The 21,801-nt window shown below is 64.9% G+C and carries 23 protein-coding genes; 9 read left to right on the top strand and 14 right to left on the bottom strand.

The annotated features are described in order from the left end of the window. Positions 1 to 29 precede the first annotated feature (29 nt). A complete protein-coding gene (locus N7E70_RS27045; protein WP_067965645.1) occupies positions 30 to 1,817 on the bottom strand; it encodes a diguanylate cyclase in 1,788 nt (595 codons plus the stop codon). A 234-nt stretch (positions 1,818 to 2,051) separates the two neighbouring features. Here N7E70_RS27045 and dapE point away from each other — a divergent pair, with 234 nt between their 5' ends. Continuing rightward, complete coding sequence (dapE, locus tag N7E70_RS27050; RefSeq protein WP_067967139.1) at positions 2,052 to 3,239, top strand: succinyl-diaminopimelate desuccinylase; 1,188 nt, start codon at positions 2,052 to 2,054, stop codon at positions 3,237 to 3,239. 12 nt (positions 3,240 to 3,251) lie between these two features. Then, positions 3,252 to 3,848, top strand: coding sequence for a transporter (locus tag N7E70_RS27055; protein ID WP_067967141.1), 597 nt, complete (start codon positions 3,252 to 3,254; stop codon positions 3,846 to 3,848). Positions 3,849 to 3,866: 18 nt separating this feature from the next. Here the strand turns inward: N7E70_RS27055 and N7E70_RS27060 are convergent, their stop codons facing one another. Continuing rightward, positions 3,867 to 5,033, bottom strand: a complete 1,167-nt coding sequence (locus tag N7E70_RS27060) for an MFS transporter (protein ID WP_067965647.1) — start codon at positions 5,031 to 5,033, stop codon at positions 3,867 to 3,869. A gap of 48 nt (positions 5,034 to 5,081) precedes the next feature. Between N7E70_RS27060 and N7E70_RS27065 the strand changes: the two genes are divergently transcribed. After that, positions 5,082 to 5,621 (top strand): Lrp/AsnC family transcriptional regulator, encoded by a 540-nt coding sequence (locus N7E70_RS27065; RefSeq protein ID WP_067965650.1) that lies wholly within the window; start codon positions 5,082 to 5,084, stop codon positions 5,619 to 5,621. A 58-nt stretch (positions 5,622 to 5,679) separates the two neighbouring features. Here the strand turns inward: N7E70_RS27065 and truA are convergent, their stop codons facing one another. The 4 genes from truA to def all read right to left on the bottom strand — a co-directional run bounded on the left by truA (position 5,680) and on the right by def (position 8,537). Beyond that, the gene (gene truA / locus N7E70_RS27070) at positions 5,680 to 6,423 is read right to left on the bottom strand and encodes a tRNA pseudouridine(38-40) synthase TruA (protein WP_067965652.1); all 744 of its coding nucleotides are present in this window, start codon (positions 6,421 to 6,423) and stop codon (positions 5,680 to 5,682) included. A gap of 23 nt (positions 6,424 to 6,446) precedes the next feature. Further along, on the bottom strand, positions 6,447 to 6,956 hold the full coding sequence (locus N7E70_RS27075) for a GNAT family N-acetyltransferase (protein WP_067965654.1): 510 nt from the start codon (positions 6,954 to 6,956) through the stop codon (positions 6,447 to 6,449). After that, positions 6,953 to 7,888: a methionyl-tRNA formyltransferase gene (gene fmt, locus N7E70_RS27080; protein ID WP_154385917.1), complete on the bottom strand. Its 936-nt coding sequence runs from the start codon at positions 7,886 to 7,888 to the stop codon at positions 6,953 to 6,955. Before fmt ends, N7E70_RS27075 begins: the two co-directional genes overlap by 4 nt. A 118-nt stretch (positions 7,889 to 8,006) precedes the next feature. Further along, positions 8,007 to 8,537, bottom strand: a complete 531-nt coding sequence (gene def / locus N7E70_RS27085; RefSeq protein WP_067967142.1) for a peptide deformylase — start codon at positions 8,535 to 8,537, stop codon at positions 8,007 to 8,009. Positions 8,538 to 8,640: 103 nt separating this feature from the next. Between def and N7E70_RS27090 the strand changes: the two genes are divergently transcribed. Continuing rightward, the gene (locus tag N7E70_RS27090) at positions 8,641 to 9,906 is read left to right on the top strand and encodes a DNA recombination protein RmuC (protein WP_067967144.1); all 1,266 of its coding nucleotides are present in this window, start codon (positions 8,641 to 8,643) and stop codon (positions 9,904 to 9,906) included. An 18-nt stretch (positions 9,907 to 9,924) separates the two neighbouring features. Here N7E70_RS27090 and N7E70_RS27095 read toward each other — a convergent pair whose 3' ends face one another. Further along, positions 9,925 to 10,329 (bottom strand): GFA family protein, encoded by a 405-nt coding sequence (locus tag N7E70_RS27095; RefSeq protein ID WP_263008146.1) that lies wholly within the window; start codon positions 10,327 to 10,329, stop codon positions 9,925 to 9,927. Between the two features lie 42 nt (positions 10,330 to 10,371). After that, on the bottom strand, positions 10,372 to 11,349 hold the full coding sequence (locus tag N7E70_RS27100) for a cation diffusion facilitator family transporter (protein WP_154385918.1): 978 nt from the start codon (positions 11,347 to 11,349) through the stop codon (positions 10,372 to 10,374). A gap of 154 nt (positions 11,350 to 11,503) precedes the next feature. Here N7E70_RS27100 and N7E70_RS27105 point away from each other — a divergent pair, with 154 nt between their 5' ends. Further along, positions 11,504 to 11,629, top strand: a complete 126-nt coding sequence (locus tag N7E70_RS27105; RefSeq protein WP_018426265.1) for a hypothetical protein — start codon at positions 11,504 to 11,506, stop codon at positions 11,627 to 11,629. 154 nt (positions 11,630 to 11,783) lie between these two features. Next, positions 11,784 to 12,098 carry a quaternary ammonium compound efflux SMR transporter SugE gene (gene sugE, locus N7E70_RS27110; protein ID WP_067965664.1) on the top strand — a complete coding sequence of 105 codons (315 nt, stop codon included), beginning with the start codon at positions 11,784 to 11,786 and terminating at the stop codon, positions 12,096 to 12,098. 243 nt (positions 12,099 to 12,341) lie between these two features. Here the strand turns inward: sugE and N7E70_RS27115 are convergent, their stop codons facing one another. Then, the gene (locus N7E70_RS27115) at positions 12,342 to 12,770 is read right to left on the bottom strand and encodes a DUF6481 family protein (protein ID WP_067965665.1); all 429 of its coding nucleotides are present in this window, start codon (positions 12,768 to 12,770) and stop codon (positions 12,342 to 12,344) included. Positions 12,771 to 12,989: 219 nt separating this feature from the next. On the opposite strand from N7E70_RS27115, the gene N7E70_RS27120 reads away from it, so the two are divergent. Then, positions 12,990 to 14,042: an LLM class flavin-dependent oxidoreductase gene (locus N7E70_RS27120; RefSeq protein WP_067965667.1), complete on the top strand. Its 1,053-nt coding sequence runs from the start codon at positions 12,990 to 12,992 to the stop codon at positions 14,040 to 14,042. 127 nt (positions 14,043 to 14,169) lie between these two features. Further along, positions 14,170 to 15,171, top strand: coding sequence for an LLM class flavin-dependent oxidoreductase (locus tag N7E70_RS27125; protein WP_067965669.1), 1,002 nt, complete (start codon positions 14,170 to 14,172; stop codon positions 15,169 to 15,171). 148 nt (positions 15,172 to 15,319) lie between these two features. On the opposite strand, the gene N7E70_RS27130 is transcribed toward N7E70_RS27125, so the two are convergent. From N7E70_RS27130 to N7E70_RS27140, 3 genes are all read right to left on the bottom strand, one after another. After that, positions 15,320 to 16,585: a lytic murein transglycosylase gene (locus N7E70_RS27130; protein ID WP_154385919.1), complete on the bottom strand. Its 1,266-nt coding sequence runs from the start codon at positions 16,583 to 16,585 to the stop codon at positions 15,320 to 15,322. 184 nt (positions 16,586 to 16,769) lie between these two features. Further along, the gene (recR, locus tag N7E70_RS27135; protein WP_067965671.1) at positions 16,770 to 17,375 is read right to left on the bottom strand and encodes a recombination mediator RecR; all 606 of its coding nucleotides are present in this window, start codon (positions 17,373 to 17,375) and stop codon (positions 16,770 to 16,772) included. Between the two features lie 102 nt (positions 17,376 to 17,477). Continuing rightward, on the bottom strand, positions 17,478 to 18,167 hold the full coding sequence (locus tag N7E70_RS27140; protein ID WP_246340908.1) for a cell wall hydrolase: 690 nt from the start codon (positions 18,165 to 18,167) through the stop codon (positions 17,478 to 17,480). A 213-nt stretch (positions 18,168 to 18,380) separates the two neighbouring features. On the opposite strand from N7E70_RS27140, the gene N7E70_RS27145 reads away from it, so the two are divergent. Further along, on the top strand, positions 18,381 to 19,421 hold the full coding sequence (locus tag N7E70_RS27145; RefSeq protein WP_154385921.1) for a zinc-dependent alcohol dehydrogenase family protein: 1,041 nt from the start codon (positions 18,381 to 18,383) through the stop codon (positions 19,419 to 19,421). A gap of 82 nt (positions 19,422 to 19,503) precedes the next feature. On the opposite strand, the gene N7E70_RS27150 is transcribed toward N7E70_RS27145, so the two are convergent. Both N7E70_RS27150 and N7E70_RS27155 read right to left on the bottom strand, forming a co-directional pair. Then, positions 19,504 to 19,827, bottom strand: coding sequence for a YbaB/EbfC family nucleoid-associated protein (locus N7E70_RS27150; RefSeq protein WP_067965675.1), 324 nt, complete (start codon positions 19,825 to 19,827; stop codon positions 19,504 to 19,506). Positions 19,828 to 19,860: 33 nt separating this feature from the next. Next, positions 19,861 to 21,693 (bottom strand): DNA polymerase III subunit gamma/tau, encoded by a 1,833-nt coding sequence (locus N7E70_RS27155; RefSeq protein WP_263008147.1) that lies wholly within the window; start codon positions 21,691 to 21,693, stop codon positions 19,861 to 19,863. Positions 21,694 to 21,801 lie beyond the last annotated feature (108 nt).

Raw genomic sequence — 21,801 nt, forward strand, 5'->3', positions numbered from 1 at the left:
CGGTCGCCGGCAGGGAGCCGACCTGCGCCTCAGGCCGATTTTCTGATGTTGCTTGCAGCAATCGTCCGGTTGCGGCCGCCGGCTTTCGCCTCCAGCAGGGCCGCGTCGGCACGCGTCACAAGTGTCTCGACCGAACCGCCCGCCGGGGACACCGCCACGCCGACGGAGACGGAGACGGCGCCGAGACGCTGGCCGGCATAAGAGAGTGCGACGCCGCCGATCTTGTCGCGCAGCATGTCGGCAAGCACCATCGCGTCCGCCTCGCCGAAGGACGGCAGAAGGGCGGTGAATTCCTCGCCGCCGAAGCGGAAAGCATCGCCGGACGACGCACAGGCTTCGCGCAGCGACTGCCCGACGAATTGCATGACGAGGTCGCCGGCGTCATGGCCGAACTGATCGTTGAAGCGCTTGAAATGGTCGATGTCGATCATCAGGCAGGCGAGCGGCTCGTCCCGGTGGTCCCGGGCGTGCCGCCGCAGCGTCTCGTCGAGGAACCGACGATTGAACAGGCCGGTGAGCGGATCGCTCACCGCAAGTGCCGTCAGCTTTGCCTGCAATTGCAGATTGGCAATGGCAAGGCCGACATTCTCGGCAATGAGTTCGAGGTAAAGCCGCGGCCCTGCCGGCTCGAGCGCGCCATCGACGCGCTCTTCGAGATAGAGCAGCCCGATCATGTCGCCCTGGGCCGTCAGGGGCACGCAGAGCGTCGCGACGCCAGGCGGATCCACGTGCTGGCAGGGAACGTCGGCGCCGCTGCCGCCGCTGTGATGAGTACGGCCGCGCCGCAGACCCCAGCAGGCCGTGGCCGGGAACTCCGCCGCGGAGTGATCCGGATCGAGCCAGAGGCCGACACGTGCCAGCGCTGTCTTGCCTTCGTTGAGGACATAGAGGCCGCCGGCAAGGTCGGGGAAAATCTGTGGCGCGAAGCGCACGACCACGTCCGTCAGCTCCAACTGGTCACGGCATGCCTGCACGCGGTGCATCATCTGGAGGATGAGGTCTTTCATATGCTGGTCGGCACGCCGTTCGGCGTCGAGTTTTTCACGCTCGATCAGGTTCGTGCGGAAGCCCTCGATGGCATCGCTCATCTCGCCGATTTCGTCGGCCCGACGATTGACCGGAACCTCGACGCTGTAGTCCTGCTTGGCCAGCCGGCTGACGATCCCGGTCATGTGGCGCAACGGCGTCGCTACCCGGCGGCTGAGAACGAAATAGAGCACGGCCACGAACAGCGCCCCCGTGGTCGCCAGCATGACCTTGGCGACAAGGCTCCACCAGTTGCTGCGGTCGCGAGCCGCATCGAGTGCCGCAGTCGTGCGCGCTGCGGTCAGGTCGCGGAAATGGGTGACCGTCTGAAGCAGCGCATTCTGGACCCGTTCGTGTTCGGCGCCGAAAAGAGCTTCCTGCGCGGTCGTCTTGTCGCCGTTCTGATAGGCCGTTATGGCGGCTGCCTCGAGCTTGTCCAGCTCGTCCGCGTGAGCATTGATCGCACGCAGCGCCGCAGCTTCTGCCGGCGCGGGATCGCGGGCCGCCAGGTCCGACGCAACGGTCTCCAGCCGCCGTTCCGCAGCCTCTTGCACGCGAAACGCCTGGAGATGGCGCACCTCACCGCGCATCACGTAAAGCCTCGCTTCGTCGCTGCGCATTTCCGCACCAAGGGCAAGATCTTCGGCCAGCGTGTCGAGCGTGAGATGCTCCTCGGCCGCAGCGCGCTCCTGGAGGGCGCTGTTGGACGACAGGATGAACGAAACGCCGGAAAGCGCCGTCAGGACGACAGTGATGCCGTAGGCCCAGTGGGTGATCGTGGCAATTCTCATGCCGCGACAATGCCAGCAGCTGATTGCAGGAGACTTAAGGACCGACTTAAAAATCGTAGGTGACGTCGTCTCACCCGTTGCCGCGTTCAATCTCGACATCGACGCTTGCCCGTTGCGGCGCTCGTGACCAGGGCCGCGCCTGATCGCCCCACGCTTTTGCGAAGCTGGAGGCCGATGTCGCTGGTACAAACGACCGTCGTGACAGGAACCGGCGATTCGATTATCGCTGTCGCCATGAAACTGCCGACAGATCCCGCCGAAAACCTCGCCGCCCTCATCCGCTGCCCGTCGGTTACGCCGACCGAAGGCGGTGCGCTGTCCGCACTTGAGACCATGCTGAAGCCGCTCGGCTTCGCCGTCGACCGCCCGACCTTTTCCGAGGACGGCACGCCTGACGTCGAGAACCTCTATGCCCGCCGCTCGGGCAACGGGCCGCATCTGATGTTTGCCGGCCATACCGACGTGGTGCCGATCGGCGACGAGGCGGCGTGGAAGCATCCGCCGTTTTCGGCAGCCATCGACAATGGCGAAATGTATGGCCGCGGCGCCGTCGACATGAAGGGCGGCATCGCTTGCTTCATCGCCGCCGTCGCCCGCCACGTCGAAGCCCATGGCGGCCCGAAAGGTTCGATTTCGCTGCTGATCACCGGCGACGAGGAAGGCCCGTCGATCAACGGCACGGTCAAGCTGCTCGAATGGGCGGCCTCGCGCGGCGAAAAGTGGGACGCATCGCTGGTCGGCGAGCCGACCAACCCCGATGCGCTCGGCGACATGATCAAGATCGGCCGCCGGGGTTCGATCTCGGCCACCATCACCGTCAACGGCAGGCAAGGCCACGCCGCCTATCCGCATCTCGCCGACAACCCGGTGCGCGGGCTGATGACCCTGGTCGATGCGCTGCTCAACCCGGTCTTCGACAAGGGCACCAAGGATTTCCAGCCATCGAACCTGGAGGTCACCACCTTCGACGTCGGCAATCCGGCGACGAACGTCATTCCGGCCAAGGCTACCGCCAGCTTCAACATCCGCTTCAACGACAGCTGGACGGCCGAGACGCTGCAGGCCGAGATCCATAACCGGTTGGACAAGGCGAGCGGGCGCAAGAAGTACCGCAAGGGCCGCAAGGAGCCGGTCGAGTTCGAGCTCGTCTGGCGCGACCGGCCGAGCCACGTCTTCCTGACCCGCAACGACAAGCTGATCGATGCGCTTGCCGGCTCCATCAAGCGCGTCACCGGACGCAAGCCCAAACTATCGACGACGGGCGGCACCTCCGATGCACGCTTCATCAAGGACTACTGCCCGGTCGTCGAGTTCGGGCTCGTCGGCAAGACCATGCACATGGTCGACGAGCGCGTGCCGCTTGCCGAGCTCGAACAGCTGACACAGGTCTACCAGCAGTTCCTCGCAGACTGGTTCGGATGACGAATGGCCCTGATGCTGGCAAGCGATGAAATCGAGCAGAATCTGGCGGGCGCCTGGCGGCTGATGCTGGGCAAGGCCGACGGCCTGCGCCAGCTCGATCTCAGCGCCGACGGCTTCTGGAATTCGTTCTTCGCAATCCTGGTTGCCGTTCCCGCCCTCGTTGTCGGCTGGGCCGGGGTGTCCAATGACGTCGCGCTGGAGACGGCGACGTTCGCCAGCCGCTTCGGGATCGTCGTCCGACTGGCGATGGTCGACATCGGCGCCTGGGTCTTGCCGCTCATCGTGCTGGCACTGGTGGCGCCACGCGTCGGCATCGGCGACCGTTTCGTCCATTACGTCGTCGCCAGCAACTGGACGTCCGCGATCATCGCCTGGCTGATGCTGCCGGCAGCGCTCGCCCGCATGCTGTTTCCGGCGGCTGACAACGTTGTTTCGCTGCTGTCGTTGGCGGTGTTCGCACTCGCGATGGTGTTCACCTGGCGCATGACCAACGCCACCATCGGCAAGGGTGCGGCGATCGGGTCGGCCGTCTTCGCCGGCATGTTCTTCGTGTCGCTGCTGGTGCTGTTTGCGCTGCAGGCCCTGTTCGGCATCCAGTTGCCGGCCTGAACGCCCCGCGCCCGCAGCTCAACGCCAGGCAGCAGCGGCAGCACCTAGCATCAGTACGGCCGCAACGACTGCCGAAGCGGCAAAGCCGTAATTGGCGTAGAGCGGACCGAAGGCGGTGGTGCCGACCGACACGGCAAGATAGGTCACCGCGCTGTTCAGCCCCATGATGGTTCCACGCCTGCTAGGGTCGAGCGCGGACAGGCGCATGACCAGCACGTTCAAGCCGAAATGGTTGCCCAAGCCCCACAAGGCCATGGTGGCGATCAGGATGGTGAAAGTGCCGGCGACTGCCGCGATGAGCACATAGATTGCTGCCACGCCGAGATAGGCTATCGGCATGACGCGCCGGGCGCCGAGGCGGTCGACAATGCCGTCCAGCAGTGCGGCGGCACCGAAACCGATGCCGTAGGAAATGGCGGCGAGGCCATTGGCGCTGACCGGCCGGCCGAGCGCCTGATGCAGATGATCGCCGAGATAGCCATAGACGCCGTAAAACGCCGTCATGAAGGCGCCACAGGCGATCAACAACGGGACGATGCCGGGCGTCGCCAGCGCTCCCAGCGGCGCTGGAGCGACACCGCCGGCCGGCTTGTCGTCGGCCGACATCGCCGAAATCGCTGCCAGCGCAATGGCAGAAAGCAGCGCCACCGCGCCGAATACCGCGCGCCAGTGAACGAGGTCGGCGAGCACGGCAGACATCGACACGCCGGCGACCATCGACAGCGTCCAGCCGGTCAGCACGACGCCGATGGTTCCGCTTTCGCGGCCGGGTGGAGCAACGGCCGCGGCGCTGGCATAGATCGCCGGTAGGGCTATTCCGGCCGCGATGCCGGCCAGCAATTGCGCTGCGACCAGCACAATGACCTGGGGTGCCGCGGCACTGGCCAAAAGGGCTACGGCCAGCAACGCCAGCGCCCGCTGCAACATGCGCTTGGCGCCGAAGCGGTCGATGTAGCGGGCAAGGAAGAGGGCACTTGCCGCGGTGCCCAACCCGAAGGCTGAGGCCGCCGTCATGACCACCGGCACGGAACTGCCGAAGCCTGCCGCAACCTCGGGCGCGATCGGGCCGAGGACCAGCGAATTGGAACCGATGACGGCAATGCAGCCGGTCAATAGATAGGCAGCCCGGGGAATGCGGGCCACGGGTTCGGCAGCAGCGGGAAGTGTTTGATCAACGTTCGACATTGGCGCATATTCTCCGAATGATGTTCGGCTTCAACGGAGAATTTCCGGATGGATGAAGAAACAGACGGCATTCGGCAGAACCGCCTGCCGGAGCGCTCGATCGATACCGCCGACCGAAGGCTGTTAGGCGTGCTGGTCGAGGACGCGACGGTCTCCTACGCCGAACTGGGCGAAAAGGCAGGCCTGTCGGCGCCGGCGGCGCATGAGCGGGTCAAGCGCATGCGCCGGTCCGGTGCCATCCGCCAGACCGTGGCCATGGCCGATCCGAGGTCTGTCGGCAAGCCGCTGCTGGCCTTCGTCCATGTCGACACCAGGGGTTGGGGCAAGACGCCGGAACTGATGGCGGTCTCGTCGTTTCCGGAGGTCGAGGAAATCCACACGGTTGCCGGCGACGCCTGCATCCTGCTCAAGGTGCGGACCGAGGACACGCGCGCGCTGGAGGGGCTGCTCGCCCGCATCTACGACACGCCAGGCGTGACCTCGACGCGCAGCTATGTCGTGCTGTCGACCTATCTCGAACGGCCTGTACAGCCCGGGATCACCCAGGACTGGCCGGCGCCGAAGCTCGGAACCAATCCGATCTACTGAAGCAATTCAAGGACAAGTGCGCCGCGGCTTTCCGCCCCAAGCAGCGCAACTCTAGAGATCAATAATCGACGCCGCTGAGATAGAGCCCGTCGGGCGGCGCGACCTGGCCGCAGGCGGCGCGGTTGCGTGCGTCGAGGGCTGCCTTGAGGTCGTCGGCAGTCCAGCCGCCCTCGCCGACGCGTTTCAGGCTGCCGACCATCGAGCGGACCTGATTGTGAAGGAACGAGCGCGCCGACGTCCTGACTTCGATCATGTCGCCGCTGCGCGTCACGTCGAGTTGGGCAAGCGTCCTGAGCGGGCTGTTCGCCTGGCACTGCGTCGAGCGGAAGGTGGTGAAATCATGCCGGCCGAGCAGGAGCTTGGCGGCGTCCGCCATCGCCTCGTGGTCGAGGCGCTTGGGCACCCACCAGACCTTGCCACGCTCGAGCGCTGCCGGCGCGCGTCGGTTGAGAATACGGTAGATATAGTGCCGCCCGGTGGCGGAGAAGCGGGCATCGAACTCGTCAGGCACTTGCCGGGCGGCGATGATGGCGACGGTTTCGCCGGCCATCTGCAGATGCGCGTTGACGGCGTCGCGCACCTTGTCGTCGGCCCAGGCCTTGGTCAGGTCGGCATGAGCGACCTGAGCCGTGGCATGCACGCCCGCATCGGTGCGGCCGGCGCCGCGCAGCGAGATTTCGTCGCCCGAGAACTTCAGGATCGCCTGCTCGATCGCCGCCTGCACGGTGTGCAGGCCAGCCTGCCGCTGCCACCCGGCATAGGCGCGACCATCATATTCCAGATCAAGGCGATAGCGCGGCATGTGCAGTCAAAGCTCCGGCCGCTTTACGCGGCAAGAGCAGTACCGAAGGCCGAGGCATAGACCAGCTTGCCCGTCTCGGGCGCCTCGCCCCAGGCCAGGGCCTGCAGCGCGTCGCACTGGTAGTCGCTCTCGAACCCTGCTGCACGCTCGTGGCTGTAGCCGAAGCGGCCATAATAGGCCGGATCGCCAAGCACCACGGCGATCGTCTCGCCGGCATCCTTGAGCCGGATGTGGGCTTCGCGGACCAGCGCGCCACCGATGCCGGTGCCGTGGAAATCGGGCTCGACCGCCAGCGGGGCGAGCGCCACCGCCGGAACCGTCTTGCCGCCGTTCTGGATGTAAAGCCTGGAAAACAGGATGTGGCCAACCACATCGCCATCCTCTTCAGCCACCAGTTCGACGACCGCATCGCCTTCGGCAACCAGCGCATCGACGAGACCAGCCTCGGCCTGCTGCCCGAAGGCGTGTTCTTCTACGAGGCGGATCGCCTCGCGGTCGCGGGGCGTAGCTGCCCTAATCGACATCATGCTCATGACAACTTCATTCCTTTTTCGATCTTGGCACCGCGCAGGAATTCATCCGCGGTGACGGGTTTTCCTCCCGCCCTTTGTACCTCGACCAACCTCACGGCAGCGTCGCCGCAGGCAATCTCCAACCGGTCGTCGAGAACCGTTCCCGGCTCTCCTTGTCCAGCGGCGCGTTGCGAGCGCAGTATTTTCAAGCGCTCGGTTCGTCCGCCGATTTCGATTTCGCACCATGCGCCGGGGAATGGCGATAGGCCGCGGATATTGTTGTCGACCGCCGTCGCCGGCAAGGTCCAATCGATCCGCGTCTCCGCTTTATCGATTTTTTTGGCGTAGGTCACGCCTTCCGATGGCTGCGGCACCGTTTCCAGCTTGCCCGCTTCGAGCTCTGCGAGAGCGTCCACCATCAGCAAAGCGCCTGCCGCCATCAGGCGATCGTGCAGCTCACCGGCCGTCATGTCGGGTCCAATCGCGACTTTTTCAAGTCGAGCCACCGGTCCGGTGTCCAATCCCTCTTCCATCCGCATGACCATCATGCCGGTTTCCGCATCGCCCGCCATGATGGCGCGCTGGATCGGAGCCGCCCCGCGCCAGCGCGGCAGCAGCGAGGCATGGCCGTTGTAGCAGCCAAGCCGCGTGCCCTGAAGAATGGCCTTGGGTAGCAGCAAACCGTATGCAACGACCACTGCGACGTCGGCCTTAAGCTGGGCAAAGGCCGCCTGTTCGGCCTCCCCCTTCAGCGACAGCGGCGTGCGCACCTCGATGCCCAGCCGCTCGGCCTCGCGCTGCACCGGCGACGGCGTCAGCTCCAGCCCGCGGCGCCCTGCGGCGCGCGGCGGCTGCGAATAGACGGCAACGACCTCGTGGCCGGCTTCTGATATCGCACGCAGCGTCGGCACGGAAAAATCCGGCGTGCCCATGAAGATGACGCGAAGGCTCATTCTGTTCCGGCTATCCCGCACAGCCCCGGACGGCGCCGGCCGACCGTTCAGGCCATCGCTTCAAACGGGTTTACGAGCTTCAGGTCAAGCCCGTCGAAGTCTCCGGTCGGCCAGGCTCTCACCCCACCATGCGGCTCGGCGGACGGTCCTTGGCAAGCTTCTTGAACTTCTTCATCACCATGTCGCGCTTGAGCTTGGAGATGTAGTCGATGAACAGCACGCCATCGAGATGGTCGATCTCGTGCTGCAGGCAGGTGGCCAGCAGACCGTCGGCCTCGACTTCCTGCTCCTTGGCGTTCTCGTCGAGATATTTGACCCGCACCTTGGCCGGGCGCTCGACCTCGGCGTAATAGTCCGGGATCGAGAGGCAGCCTTCCTCATAGATCGAGCGATCGTCGCTACGCGAGACGATCTCGGGATTGATGACCGTCATCGGCGCCGGCTCTTCGCCTTCCTTGGCAAGGTCGATCACCAGCATGCGCAGCGGCTCGCCGACCTGGATGGCGGCAAGGCCGATGCCCGGCGCGTCATACATGGTGTCGAGCATGTCGCGCGCGAACTTGCGGGTGGCGTCGTCGATGCGCTCGACCGGCTTGGAAACCAGGCGCAGGAGCGGATCGGGCAGGATGATGAGCGGCTTGATGGTCATGCGCATCAACTAGGATGTCAGGCGAAAACCGTCAACAGGGCTCGATCCAGGATGTTCCCGTTTTGATCTGAACCTTTTGTGCGAATCGGCTATGGTGCGCGCCATGAACGAGCTTTCCAGCATCCTGTCCGCCCCCATCGCCCAGCTTGGCGCCTCCGTGCTCACGCTCGGGCAGGCGCTGCTGTTTGCAGCCGTGCTGTTCGTCGCACTTGTCGTCGTCCTGATGGTGGCGCTGTGGCGCTCGGCCAAGGCGCGCGCGGTTGCAGCCGCCGAGGCCGCCGACCACGCCCGCGATGCCGAGGCCCGCATGGCGGGTATCCTGCAGGCGCAGGCGGAGATGCAGGGCCGGCTCGGCACGGTGGCCGAAATCTTCGGCTCGCGCCAGGCGGAGCTGACCCAATCGCTGAGCCAACGTCTCGACGCCATGACCGGCCGCCTTGGCCAGACAATGACCGAGCAGACCAAATCGACGCATGAGAGCCTGGCCAAGCTGCAGGAGCGGCTGGCGGTCATCGATACCGCACAAGGCAACATCCAGTCGCTTGCCGGCCAGGTGGTGCAACTGCAGGCGATCCTCTCCAACAAGCAGACGCGCGGCGCCTTCGGCCAGTCGCGCATGGAGACGATCGTCGCCGACGGCCTGCCGCTCGGCGCCTACGAATTCCAGGCGACGCTGTCGAACAACAACCGGCCGGACTGTCTTGTCAGGATGCCGAACGGCGCGCCGTCACTTGTCATCGACGCCAAGTTTCCGCTCGAGGCGTGGAACGCCATTCGCGCGGCAGCCGATACCGAAGGCGCGGTTGAAGCGCAGAAATATGCCGCCCAGGCCTTCCGGCGCGATCTCGAAGTCCACATCAAGGCGATCGCCGACAAGTACCTGATCTCGGGCGAGACCCAGGACACCGCCTTCATGTTCGTGCCCTCGGAATCGATCTTCGCCGAAATCCACGAGAACTTCGAATCGCTGGTGCAGCGTGCCCACCGCGCCCGCGTCGTCATCGTGTCGCCGTCACTGCTGATGCTGTCGATCCAGGTCATCCAGGCGATCCTCAAGGACGCCCGCATGCGCGAACAAGCGCACCTGATCCAGGGCGAGGTCATCCGCCTGATGGAAGATGTCGGCCGCCTCGACGAACGCGTGCGTAAACTCAAGACGCATTTCGATCAGTCGAGCAAGGACATCGACGACATCCTCGTATCGTCGTCCAAGGTCACCAAACGCGGCGAAAAGATCGAGGCGCTGGAATTCGGCACGGGCCATGCCGGCGAGGCGGAAGTTACGGCCAAGCCCCAGCCTCCGGGCGCCCGGGCTGCCGATTCCAAGACTGGGCAGCTCAGGCTGCGCGTCGTCGAGGAAAGCGACTAGCGCAGCAAAGCACTGCCCTCAGGACTGTTTCTCCACCGTCTCCATGCCGTCGAACTCCGGCAGCCAGTGCAACGCCGATCGGTGCCAGACCTGTTTGCGGGGCACCAGTTGCTCGCGCTGGTCCGAAGTTCCGGTCCTCAACCCATAGACCTTGGGTCCGTCACCGACCGAAGTGGCGAACAGGTGCGAGCCACATTCGGGGCAGAAGCCCTGCGCGCGTTTGTTGCCGCTGTCGCCTGTCTTGACGTAAATCTTCGGCGCTCCCGAAAACGCGATCTTGTCCTCCGGCACCGGAACGGTGACGCGAAAGGCCGTTCCGGTCAGTTTCTGGCAATCGGTGCAATGGCAGATCGCCGTCTTGTCCGGGTCGACTTCGGCCTTGTAGGTAATGGCGCCACAATGGCACCCGCCTTCGATCTTCACTTCGAACTCCTCCTGTCCTGCAGTGCGTGATTCCCGGGCACACTAGCCGCCTTCGGGCATCGGCGTCCCTGCCTTCGGGTTCACGATCCGGTCATGACGCAGCTTCCATCGCTGCGACGTCTGCGGCTTGACGAACACCGACGTCACCTCGGGAACTTCGGCCTTGAGCTTCGCCTCCAGTCTTTCGACGCAGGCTTCGATCTTCGCCGCCGAGATGTGGTCGACGAAGTCGAGGCTGAGCCCGGCAACCACCTGCTCCGGCCCCAGATGCACTGTCAGCACGCCATTAGCTTGCTCGACGGCGGGATCGGCCTGGGCGATCGCCAGTATCGCCGCCTGCACGTCCGCCGAAGCCGGCTCGCCCATCAGCAAACCCTTGCTCTCACGCGCCAGGAACACCGCCGTGGCGCCAAGGATCAGGCTGATGCCGATCGAGGCGGCACCGTCGAGCCAGGGCTGCTCGAAATAATGCGCGGCAAAGATGCCGGCAAAGGCAATGACCAGGCCCAGCAAGGCGGCACTGTCTTCAAACAGCACCGTGTAGACGCTCGGGTCCTTGCTCCGTCGCACCGCCTGGATGTAGCCGAAACTGCCCTTGCTGCGGCGGAATTCTCTGAGCGCAACCAACCACGAGCCGCCCTCGAACACCATGCAGGCGCCAAGCACCACATAGTTGACGAGCGGATTCTCGATCGGCGCAGGGTGGAGAATGTGGACGATGCCTTCATAGAAGGCCACGCCGGCACCAAGCGCGAAGACCAGCAGGGCAACGATGAAGCTCCAGAAATAGAGCTCGCGGCCATGGCCGAGCGGGTGAGTAAGATCAGGCGGCCGGGCGGCGCGATGCAGCCCGTAGAGCAGCAAAAGTCCATTGCCGGTGTCGACGAGCGAATGCACGCCTTCCGACAGCATCGCCGAACTGCCGGTGAAGGCAGCGGCGACGAACTTGGTGACGGCAATCAGCAGATTGCCGGCAATAGCCGCAAAGATCACTAGCCTGGAGCCGGAGTGTCCTGCCATCGGTCCCTCACCGCAGCGACTTTAGCGAGCGTGAGGTCCCGCTCAAGTCATTTTCGCGGCCTTGGCGTCCGGCGCTCCCGGCGCTCAAGACCCCTCTTGCAAGCCGGACAACTTCGCGTTTCACTCCACTTCTCAGCAGCGGGAGAAACGAATCATGGCCAAGGGTGCGATGAAAGCCGGGAAAGAAGCCCGGAAACCCAAGAAAGACGCCAAGAAGCCAGCACCTGCGCCGGCTTTCAAGGCGCCTCCGGTGCAAGCGACCAAGCTTAAGGACAAGTAGTCCTCACGGGCACGACGCAGACCCCGCCCGGCTGTCGCGGCCGGGCGCGGGTTGAACTTCTCTCGCGAAAGTCCTATCTGAGCGGGCGCAGGGACGGCCCTGCGCTTCCCCTAAAAACCGGCCGGGACGACCCGCCATCCCATTGGAGCGTTCCATGGCTTGGACTTATCTGTTTTTCGCGGGAATTTTCGAAATCGGCTGGGCCATCGGCCTGAAATACACCGAAGGCTTTACCAAACCGATGCCGACGGTGCTCACTATCGCCTCGATGATCGTCAGTCTCGGCCTGCTCGGCCTGGCACTGAAGACGCTGCCGGTCGGCACGGCATACGCGATCTGGACCGGTATCGGCACAGTCGGCACCGCGATGCTTGGCATCTGGCTGCTCGGCGAGCCCGCCACAGCACTTCGCCTCGCCTGCATCGGCCTGATCGTCTCGGGCATCGTCGGCCTCAAGCTGGTCGCCTGATCCGCAGACTTGCGGCGGCCCGCCCGAAACGGGCGGGCTTCACCTTTCCCAATTTCTCATCTGGCACGCCCTGACATCCACAGGGGTCGACGCATTGTGCGTCGGACGCACAAAAGCGATCCGCGCCCGGGGCTTGGCAAGTCCCCGGTCGCGAATCGCTGACGATGTGAGTTTTGCGCTATCGAGCCCGACTAACGGGCCGATGCGTCATTCCGGCGAGTGCAGGCGAAGGTCGACCTGCGTTCAGCCGTAGTTGGCCGAAGGCGGCATGCGCTTGCCACGCGCCTTGCGCGCGGCGTAACGCGCGTCGCGCTTGGCCTTGCGCTCGGCTTCGTCGGCGAGCAGGCGGGCGATGCGATCGCCTTCCTCTGCCTCGCGCGCCTTTGCTTCAGCCTGTGCGGCCTCTTCGGCGGCGAGACGTTCTGCTTCAGCCTTGGCTTCGCGTTCGGCCTTTTCAACGGCTTCGCGGGCCAGGCGCTCTTGCCTCAGCTTTTCCTTCTCGGCTTCACGGATGGCGCGAGCCTCGAGGATTGCCTTGCGCTCGGCCTGACGGGCCAGAACGGCCGGATCGTCAGCTGCGGGGCGTGCCTTGTACTTTTCGAGGAGGGCTTTCTTTGCGTCATTGGCGGCGTTCCGCCGCTCAAAGGCGTCTTTTTCTCGGTAGATTGCCAATTTGATTTCCCTAGAGTCACTTCGCGCCGCTTACATACGCGCGCGAAGGCATAGTTCAAGCGCCAAAAAGGCATGTCTCCCATGAATTCGCGTGATGTTGCGGATAGGAAACGCTCTTTGACGCCAATCTCGATATGGATTGTTCACTAGATCGCGTCTGGCGACCTCGTGGAGCGATGGCTACCTCTAGCACAAACAATAGCGACAGGACCAGAGATCATGGAACTTGGCCTCTACACTTTTGCAGACGTTAGCCCAGAGCCGGGGCCTGGTGCCATCGGAGCCCACCAGCGGTTGCGCAATCTGATCGAGGAAATCGAGCTGGCCGACCAGGTCGGGCTCGACGTTTTCGGCCTGGGTGAACACCACCGCCCCGACTATGCCGCCTCGGCACCCGTCATCGCACTTGCCGCCGCTGCCGAGCGCACCAAGCGCATCCGCTTGACCAGCGCCGTCACCGTGCTGTCTTCGGACGATCCGGTGCGTGTGTTCCAGCAGTTCGCCACCCTCGACCAGTTGTCGGGTGGCCGCGCCGAGATCATGGCCGGTCGCGGCTCGTTCATCGAATCGTTTCCGCTGTTCGGCTACAACCTCGAGGACTATGACGAGCTCTTCGCCGAGAAGCTCGATCTGCTCCTGGCATTGCGCGACAGCGAACGCGTGACCTGGCAAGGAACACACCGGGCGCCGATCAACGATCGCGGCGTCTATCCCCGCCCCTATCAGGAGCTTTTGCCGATCTGGATCGCCATTGGCGGCACGCCGCAGTCGGCGGCACGTGCCGGCGTGCTCGGCCTGCCGCTGGCGCTCGCCATCATCGGCGGCGAGCCGGCCCGTTTCGCGCCGCTCTTCGATCTCTACCGCGAGGCGGCGCGCCGCGCCGGCCAGGATCCGGCCAAGCTCGCCACCAGCATCAACGTGCATGGTTTCATCGGCGAGACCACCGAACATGCGGCCGACGACTTCTACCTGCCGCAGGCCGAGGTGATGAACCGCATCGGCCGCGAGCGTGGCTGGGGCCCAACGTCGCGGGCGCATTTCGACCAGTCGCGCGGCGCCAACGGCGCGCTGTTCGTCGGCAATCCGGAGCAGGTGGCAGAGAAGATCGTGGCCCAGCACAATGTCTTCAAGAATGACCGCTTCCTGCTGCAGATGGCGATCGGCATCATGCCGCACGACAAGATCATGAAGGCGATCGAGCTCTACGGCACCAAGGTGGCGCCGCTGGTGCGTAAGGAACTGGGCGTTTCCGCTATCGGCACGGCGGCGTGACGGAGCAGCCGAAGAGCACTCCAGAGCGCTTCAACCACTGGACCAAAACATACCTTCGGCGGGAAGGTTTGTTTGCGCAGGTGACGCTCCCTATATCCGGCGGGTCCTCACCCGCCGGAGCTGCCTCATGACCACCTTGTCCGTCCTCGACCTTTCGCCGGTCACCGAAGGCAGCACTGCCGCCCAATCGCTGAAGAACACGCTCGACCTCGCCCGCCACGCCGAGAAGCTCGGCTTCCACCGCTACTGGCTGGCCGAACACCACAACATGGCCGGCATCGCCAGTGCTGCGACCTCGGTCGTCATCGCCCATGTCGCGGCCGGCACCAGCACCATTCGCGTCGGCGCCGGCGGCATCATGCTGCCCAACCACGCGCCGCTGGTCATCGCTGAACAGTTCGGCACGCTTGCCGCCCTGCACCCCGGCCGCATCGACCTCGGCATCGGCCGGGCGCCCGGCACCGACATGCTGACCGCGCGCGCCCTGCGCCGCAATCTCGAGGCCGGCGTCGACAATTTCCCGCAGGATGTCGTCGAGCTGATGAGCTATTTCGATCCGGCAACGCCCGAACAGCGCATCCGCGCCGTGCCCGGCGAGGGCGAGCAGGTCGAAGTCTGGGTGCTGGGATCAAGTCTCTATGGCGCGCAGCTCGCCGCCATGCTTGGCCTGCCCTACGCCTTCGCTTCGCACTTCGCCCCTTCGGAGCTCGACCATGCGATCGAGATCTACCGCTCGCGCTTCCAGCCGTCGGAGCGATTGGCCAAACCCTATGTCATGGCCGGCATCAACATCGTCGCCGCCGACACCGACGCCGAGGCGAAGCTTCTGTTCAGTTCGGTACAGCAGGCCTTCGTCAACCTGCGCAGCGGCCGCCCCGGCCGCCTGCCCGCGCCGCTCGAGGGCTATGAGCGCGAGCTCGACCCCGTCGCGCGCCAGATGTTGTCCCAGACGCTTGCCTGCGCCGTCGTCGGCTCACGCGACACGGTCCGGCGCGGCGTCGAGGCATTCATCGCGCGTACCGGTGCCGACGAACTGATGGTCACCGCCCAGGTGTTCGACCATCAATCACGCAAGCGTTCGTATGAGATTCTTGCGGAAGTCGGTGCCAGATTGGCGAAGGCGGCGTAGCCGTTCCTTCGCCCCGTTTACGAGGAGAGGGAAGCCAAGCGAGCTTGCGAGCACAGCAGAGTGAGGGGCAGGGCTGAACTCGGAAGTTGGCACCGTCCCCTCATGCGGCCCTTCGGGCCACCTTCTCCCGTAAACGGTGCGAAGGAAATTACCGCATCGCCTCGAGGAGGCCCTTGTCGGGAAAACATGTCGCCGCACGGCCATTCTTCGCCTGCCAGTCGCCGATCGACCGGCGCGTCTTGAAGCCCGGCAGACCGTCGGCGCCGCCGACGTCGTAGCCGAGCTTTTCCAGGCCGCGCTGCATCGTGGCGACGTCAGAGCGGTAGAGCCCGTCGACCTTGCCCCAGTTGCCCACGAAACGTCGGTCGCCGGACGCGATCCGGTCGGCGCCGTGGCCGATGAACAGCGCGTAGACGTCGCTCTCGTTGTATTCCTTGAGCACATAAAAATTGGGCGTGACAATGAAGGCCGGGCCGTTGCGCCCCGCCGGCATCATCAGGAAACCCTCGGCCCGTGCCTCATTCTGAGGGAACGGCTTGCCGCCAACGCGGGTGATACCCATCGCGGCCCAGTCCGAGATCTTCTTGCCTTGGTCGGGGCCTTCCAGAGCACAGGTGACGCTCTCCGGCAGCGACACCTCGAAACCCCAGTCGCGGCCCTTTGCCCAGCCATAATGGACGAGATAGTTGGCGATGGAGGCCAGCGTGTCAGGCGTCGAGTTCCAGATGTCGGCGCGGCCGTCGCCGTCGAAATCCACGGCATGCTTCAGGAACGAGGTCGGCAGGAACTGCGGCTGGCCGAGTGCACCAGCCCAGGACGAGCGCATTGCCTTGCGACTGACCAGCCCGCGTTCGACCATCTCCAAACCGGCCAGCAACTCCTTGCGGAACATCTCCTTGCGGGTCGCCAGGAAGGCCTTGGTGCCGAGAACCTCGAAGGCATCGTACGGCATCTTGGCGGCACCGAAGCCCGACTCGCGCCCCCAGATCGCCAGCACCACGCCGCCTGGCACGCCGAAACGCTTTTCGATCGCAGCGAGTGTCTTCGCATTTGCGCCCGCCCGCGCGCGCCCGCCTGAGGTGACGGCACCGAGCGTCTTTTCGGAGAAGTAGTTGCCGGGCGAGCCGAACTCGGCCTGGTGCTGTTTCTTCGGTGTCTTCGGCTTTTCGCCGGGGAGCACGAGATCGGGCAGTTTGAGATTGGGCGACACGCCCTGGAACGCAGCGTCGAACGTCGCTTTGGAGATTCCCTTGGCCTTGGCTTCGGGCCAGAGGTCCTTGGCGAGCCAGGCCTGGAACTGGTCGTCGATCCTGGCGGCGGAAGCGGGGGCGGCGAAGGCGATTAGCGCGGCGGCAAGGGTAGCCAAGACGGAAACGGCGCGCCTCTTCGCACCCCCATCTGGCCTGCCGGCCATCTCCCCCGCAAGGGGGGAGATCGGCAGCTTCGGGCTCGCCGCTCTTTCTGCGATGTTGGTGAATGGCGGAGACGGTGGCGACAGCTGTTCTCCCACCTTGCGCGGGAGGCCGGCAGGCCAGAGGGTGCGAAGAGGCGAATACAATGCCGAAAGTCTCATCCAGCCTCCCTGCAAGCCAATTACGTCAAAACACAGTCCGCGACTTCAATGCGGCCGACAGCGTGCCCTCGTCGAGATAATCGAGCTCGCCGCCGACCGGCACACCATGCGCCAGCCTCGTCACCTTGACGTCGAAACCGGAGAGCTGGTCGGTCAGATAATGCGCGGTCGTCTGGCCCTCGACGGTGGCGTTGACGGCCAGGATCACCTCGCTGACCCCGCCCTCGGCGATGCGGGTGACCAGTTGCCTGATGGTCAGTTGGTCGGGGCCGACGCCGTCGAGCGGCGACAGCGTGCCGCCGAGCACATGGAATTTCGCATTCATCGCGCCGGCCCGCTCCAGCGCCCAGAGGTCGGACACGTCCTCGACGACGATGATGGTGGTGGGGTCGCGGCGTGGATCGGTGCAGATCATGCACGGATCGGAGGTGTCGACATTGCCGCAGGTCGAGCACACCCTGACCTTGTCGACCGCCTCGCCCATGGCGGCGGCCAACGGCGCCAGCAGTTGTTCTTTCTTCTTGATCAGGTGAAGGGCGGCGCGGCGGGCCGAACGCGGGCCGAGCCCCGGCACCTTGGCCAGAAGCTGGATCAGGCGTTCGATCTCGGGACCGGCGATTCGCTTGGACATGGAAGCGATATAAAACGACTAGGCAATGGTGAGTAGTGAATAGTGGGCCGAGGAGCGGCCGCCGCCTCTTTCCTCCACTCGCTACTGACTATTCGCTATCCCTCATTCCATCGGCCGTTCCTGGCTCGCAATGAGCGCGCCGATCGCGTCGGCGTTTTCCGGTGTCGCCTGAAACGACATCGCGCTGGCCAACGCCGCGTCGGAGCCGGCAGAAGCGACCGTGGTCGGCTGCTGCTCGACGACGCCCGGCAGCGTCGGCTGTGCGGCGGAAGCGACCATCGTGTCCGGCTCGGCCACGGGCAGCTTGCGCCGGCTACGCTTCTCGTAAAACGCATTGCCGCCGGCAACTGTGGTGTAGTGCATGTTCTTGTAGGGGAACTTCAGCCCGGCGGTATGGAAGAACATCACCTCTGGCTTCACCTTGGGGTGGCGCTCGCCCTTGAGCACGGATTCTGCTGCCGCCTGCACGTCGGGCAGTGCCTGCGAATTCATCGGCCGCGACAGCACGCCGGGCGCGAACTGGCCCTTCTGGCCGACGACGCCGCAGACAGTGTCACCATATTCGCCCGACTTGAGCCGGTTCATGACGACACTGCCGACGGCAACGAGGCCATCGCGGCTCGAGCGGTTGGATTCGAAGAACATCGCGCGCGCCAGGCATTCCTTGTCCTTCGCCGAATAGGCGTAGGAACCCGAACGGACCGAGCTCGTGGTGATCCCGTCAGCGAGCTTGCTGGTGGTGCACCCGGAAACGATGAACGGCGAGGCGACGACGCCGACCAAAATCGGCATCTTCCAATTTTTGGCGATCAAAAGCGCCCCTCTCGTAAGCCCGCCACGTCCCCAGATTGCAGCAAGAATGCGCCCGTTTCGGGCAAAATGATGGCCGAGCGGCAGACAGCGCCTCCTGGCCGGGCTCGCCTCTGCGACGGCCGGTCGTTATGGTCAGGTCAATGACAGGCAAAGGCACGCATCGTGGCGGCCGAAAATCAGTTGGAGGCGACCATGAAAGCCGTGCTGTTCGAACAATTTGGGCAACCGCCGAAGGTCCAGACTGTCGCCGAACCAGCGCCTGCACCCGGCGGCGTGGTGATCAAGGTCGAGGCCACCGGGCTCTGCCGCAGCGACTGGCATGGCTGGATGGGGCACGACGCCGACATCACCCTTCCGCATGTGCCGGGCCACGAACTCGCCGGCGTCGTCGTCGCCGCCGGCCGGCAGGTCACGCGCTGGAAGGCCGGCGACCGCGTCACCGTGCCCTTCGTCGGCGGCTGCGGACGCTGCTTTGAATGCACCTCGGGCAATCACCAGGTCTGCGAACACCAGTTCCAGCCGGGCTTCACCGCCTGGGGTTCGTTCGCCGAATATGTCGCTGTCGATTTCGCCGACACCAACCTGGTGCGGCTGCCCGACAGCATGGATTTCGTCACCGCAGCCAGCCTCGGCTGCCGCTTCATCACCTCGTTCCGCGCCGTCGTCGACCAGGGCCGTGTCAAGCCAGGCGAATGGGTGGCAGTGCACGGCTGCGGCGGTGTCGGCCTGTCGGCGATCATGATCGCGGCAGCGTCGGGCGCCAATGCAATCGCCATCGACCTCTCGGATGAGAAGCTCGACTTTGCCAGGAAAATGGGTGCGGTGGCGACGATCAATGCCTCACGCGAGACCGATGTCGTCGGCGCGGTGCGCGAGCTCACGGCGGGCGGTGCGCATCTGTCGCTCGACGCGCTCGGCCATCCCGCCACCTGCTACAACTCGATCGCCAACCTTCGCCGGCGTGGCCGCCACGTCCAGGTCGGGCTGATGCTCGGCGACCATGCTGATCCCAGGATCCCGATGGGCAAGGTGATCGCCCATGAACTCGAAATCCTCGGCAGCCACGGCATGCAGGCGTTCCGCTACGAGGCGATGATGCAGATGATCGAGGCAGGCAAGCTTGCCCCGCAATTGCTGGTCGGCAAGCACATCAGCCTCGACGACGCCCCGGCGGCGCTGATGGCCATGGACCGGTTCGAAGGACTGGGGATCAGCGTCGTGACCAGATTCTAGGAGAACAGTGAACAGATAGATCAGGAACGGCGCCTGAACCTCAAGCGCCGCACCGCCATTGGCTACTCGCTATTGCCTATTCTCAGAACGGCAGCTTCATGCCGGGCGGGATCGGCAGGCCGGCGGTCAGCGCCTTGGTCTTTTCCTGCATCGTCGCCTCGACCTTGGCCTTGGCATCGTTATGCGCGGCGACGATCAGGTCCTCGAGGATCTCGCCCTCGCCTTCCCTAAGCAGCGACGGATCGATCTTCAGCGCCTTCATTTCCGACTTGCCGGACAGGGTTACCGTCACGAGGCCGCCGCCGGACTGGCCGGTGGCTTCGAGCAGGGCAACTTCTTCCTGCATGGCCTGCAGCTTGGCCTGCATTTCCTTCGCCTTGCCCATCAGGCCGAGGAGATCCTTCATCGTCTTTGTCCTTTCGTCTCAGAACGGGTCGTCTCAGAACGGGTCGTCGTCGTCATTGTCGAGACCGATGCCCGGATCGGGCTGCAACTCGGTGTCGGTATCGATATCGGGCGCATCCGGTGTTGTCGGCAGCCGCACGTCGATGATCTTGGCGCCGGGAAAGCGCGCCAGGATCGCCGCCACCGTCGGGTCCGCCTTGGCGTCTGTCAGCGCGACTTCGCGCTTGGTCGCCTCGATCTCGGCAAGCGTCGGCCCGCCTTCTTCCTTGGACAGCGACACCATCCAGTGACGTCCGGTCCAGGCCTTCAGCTTCACCGTCAGATCGTTGAGGAAGGTACGCGGGGCGTCCGAAGTCAGGCTGCATTCGATATGGCCGGGCTCGATGCGCACCGGGCGCACGGCACGGCGGATCAGCACCTTGAAGGCCATTTCGCGATTGGCTTCGGCAAGGTTCGCGAGTTCGGCGATGGTGCGCACAGGCACGGCATCGACAACCGGTTCCGGCGCCGGCGTCGGCGTCGGCGCGACAAAGGCCGTAGGCGCTGGCGCGCTTTCAACCAGGCGCATCGCCTGGCCGCCGCCATTGCTGACCGGCATGCGCGCCTGCGACACGGCCGAAGCGCCTCCGCCATTGCCGCCGCCAGCGGGCATGCCGCCATTGCGCGGTGCGCCGGAAGGCGGCGGCGGCGCGTCGCCGAGGGATTTCAATGCCTCGTCGAGAGTGGGCAGATCGGCGGCATGCGCCAGCCGGATCAACACCATCTCGGCGGCACTGACCGGACGATTGGACGACTGCACCTCGGGAATGCCCTTGAGCAGCATCTGCCAGGCACGCGACAGCACACGCACCGACAAGGCCTGGGCGAATTCCACGCCGCGCTTGCGCTCGTCCTCGGACAGCGAGGCGTCGTCGGCCGCCGACGGCACGAAGCGCAGGCGGGTGACCAGATGGGTGAATTCGGCAAGATCGTTGAGCACAGCCACCGGGTCGGCGCCGGTATCGTACTGGGCGCGCAGCTCGCCAAGGGCAGCGGCGATGTCGCCCTTCATGATGTTTTCGAACAGGTCGACCACCCGCGCCCGGTCGGCAAGGCCGAGCATGGCGCGTACAGCTTCCGTGGTCACCGTACCGCCGCCATGGGCAATGGCCTGGTCGAGGATGGACAAAGAATCGCGCGCCGAGCCCTCTGCCGCGCGCGCGACCATGGCAAGCGCGTCGTCCTCGACCGAAATGCCTTCCTGCCGGGCAATGTTGCGGAGATGCCCGACAAGCTTGCCGGCGTCGATACGGCGCAGGTCGAAGCGCTGGCAGCGCGACAGCACCGTGATCGGAACCTTGCGGATTTCAGTGGTGGCGAAGATGAACTTGACGTGGGGCGGCGGCTCTTCCAGCGTCTTCAGCAGGCCGTTGAAAGCCTGCGTCGAGAGCATGTGCACCTCGTCGATGATGTAGACCTTGTAGCGCGCCGACACGGGCGCATAGCGGACACGGTCGATGATATCCCTGATGTCGTCGATGCCGGTGTGGGACGCGGCGTCCATCTCGATGACGTCGACGTGGCGTCCTTCCATGATCGACTGGCAGTGCTCGCCGAGCACCGACAGGTCGACCGAGGGGCGGTCAATGTCAGCGGTCTTGTAGTTGAGCGCGCGCGCCAAGATGCGGGCGGTGGTGGTCTTGCCGACACCGCGGACGCCGGTCAGCATCCAGGCTTGGGCGATACGACCCGAGGAAAAGGCGTTGGTGAGCGTCTGGACCATCGGCTCCTGGCCGACGAGTGCGGTGAAATCCGCCGGACGGTACTTGCGTGCGAGAACGCGATAGGCGCCGTCCTTGGTCTTATCGGTCTGTCCGGCTTCGCTCATCCGCCCCGTTCGCCCGTTGATATTGGCGCCCCTGCCACGGCCACGAGGGCCGATTCCGCGAAACGAGTTTCGCCCGCACGGCGCAACGCCGTCAATGACGCGGAGAAG

The organism is Aminobacter sp. NyZ550 (genome assembly GCF_025628925.2).
Lineage (GTDB): Bacteria > Pseudomonadota > Alphaproteobacteria > Rhizobiales > Rhizobiaceae > Aminobacter > Aminobacter ciceronei.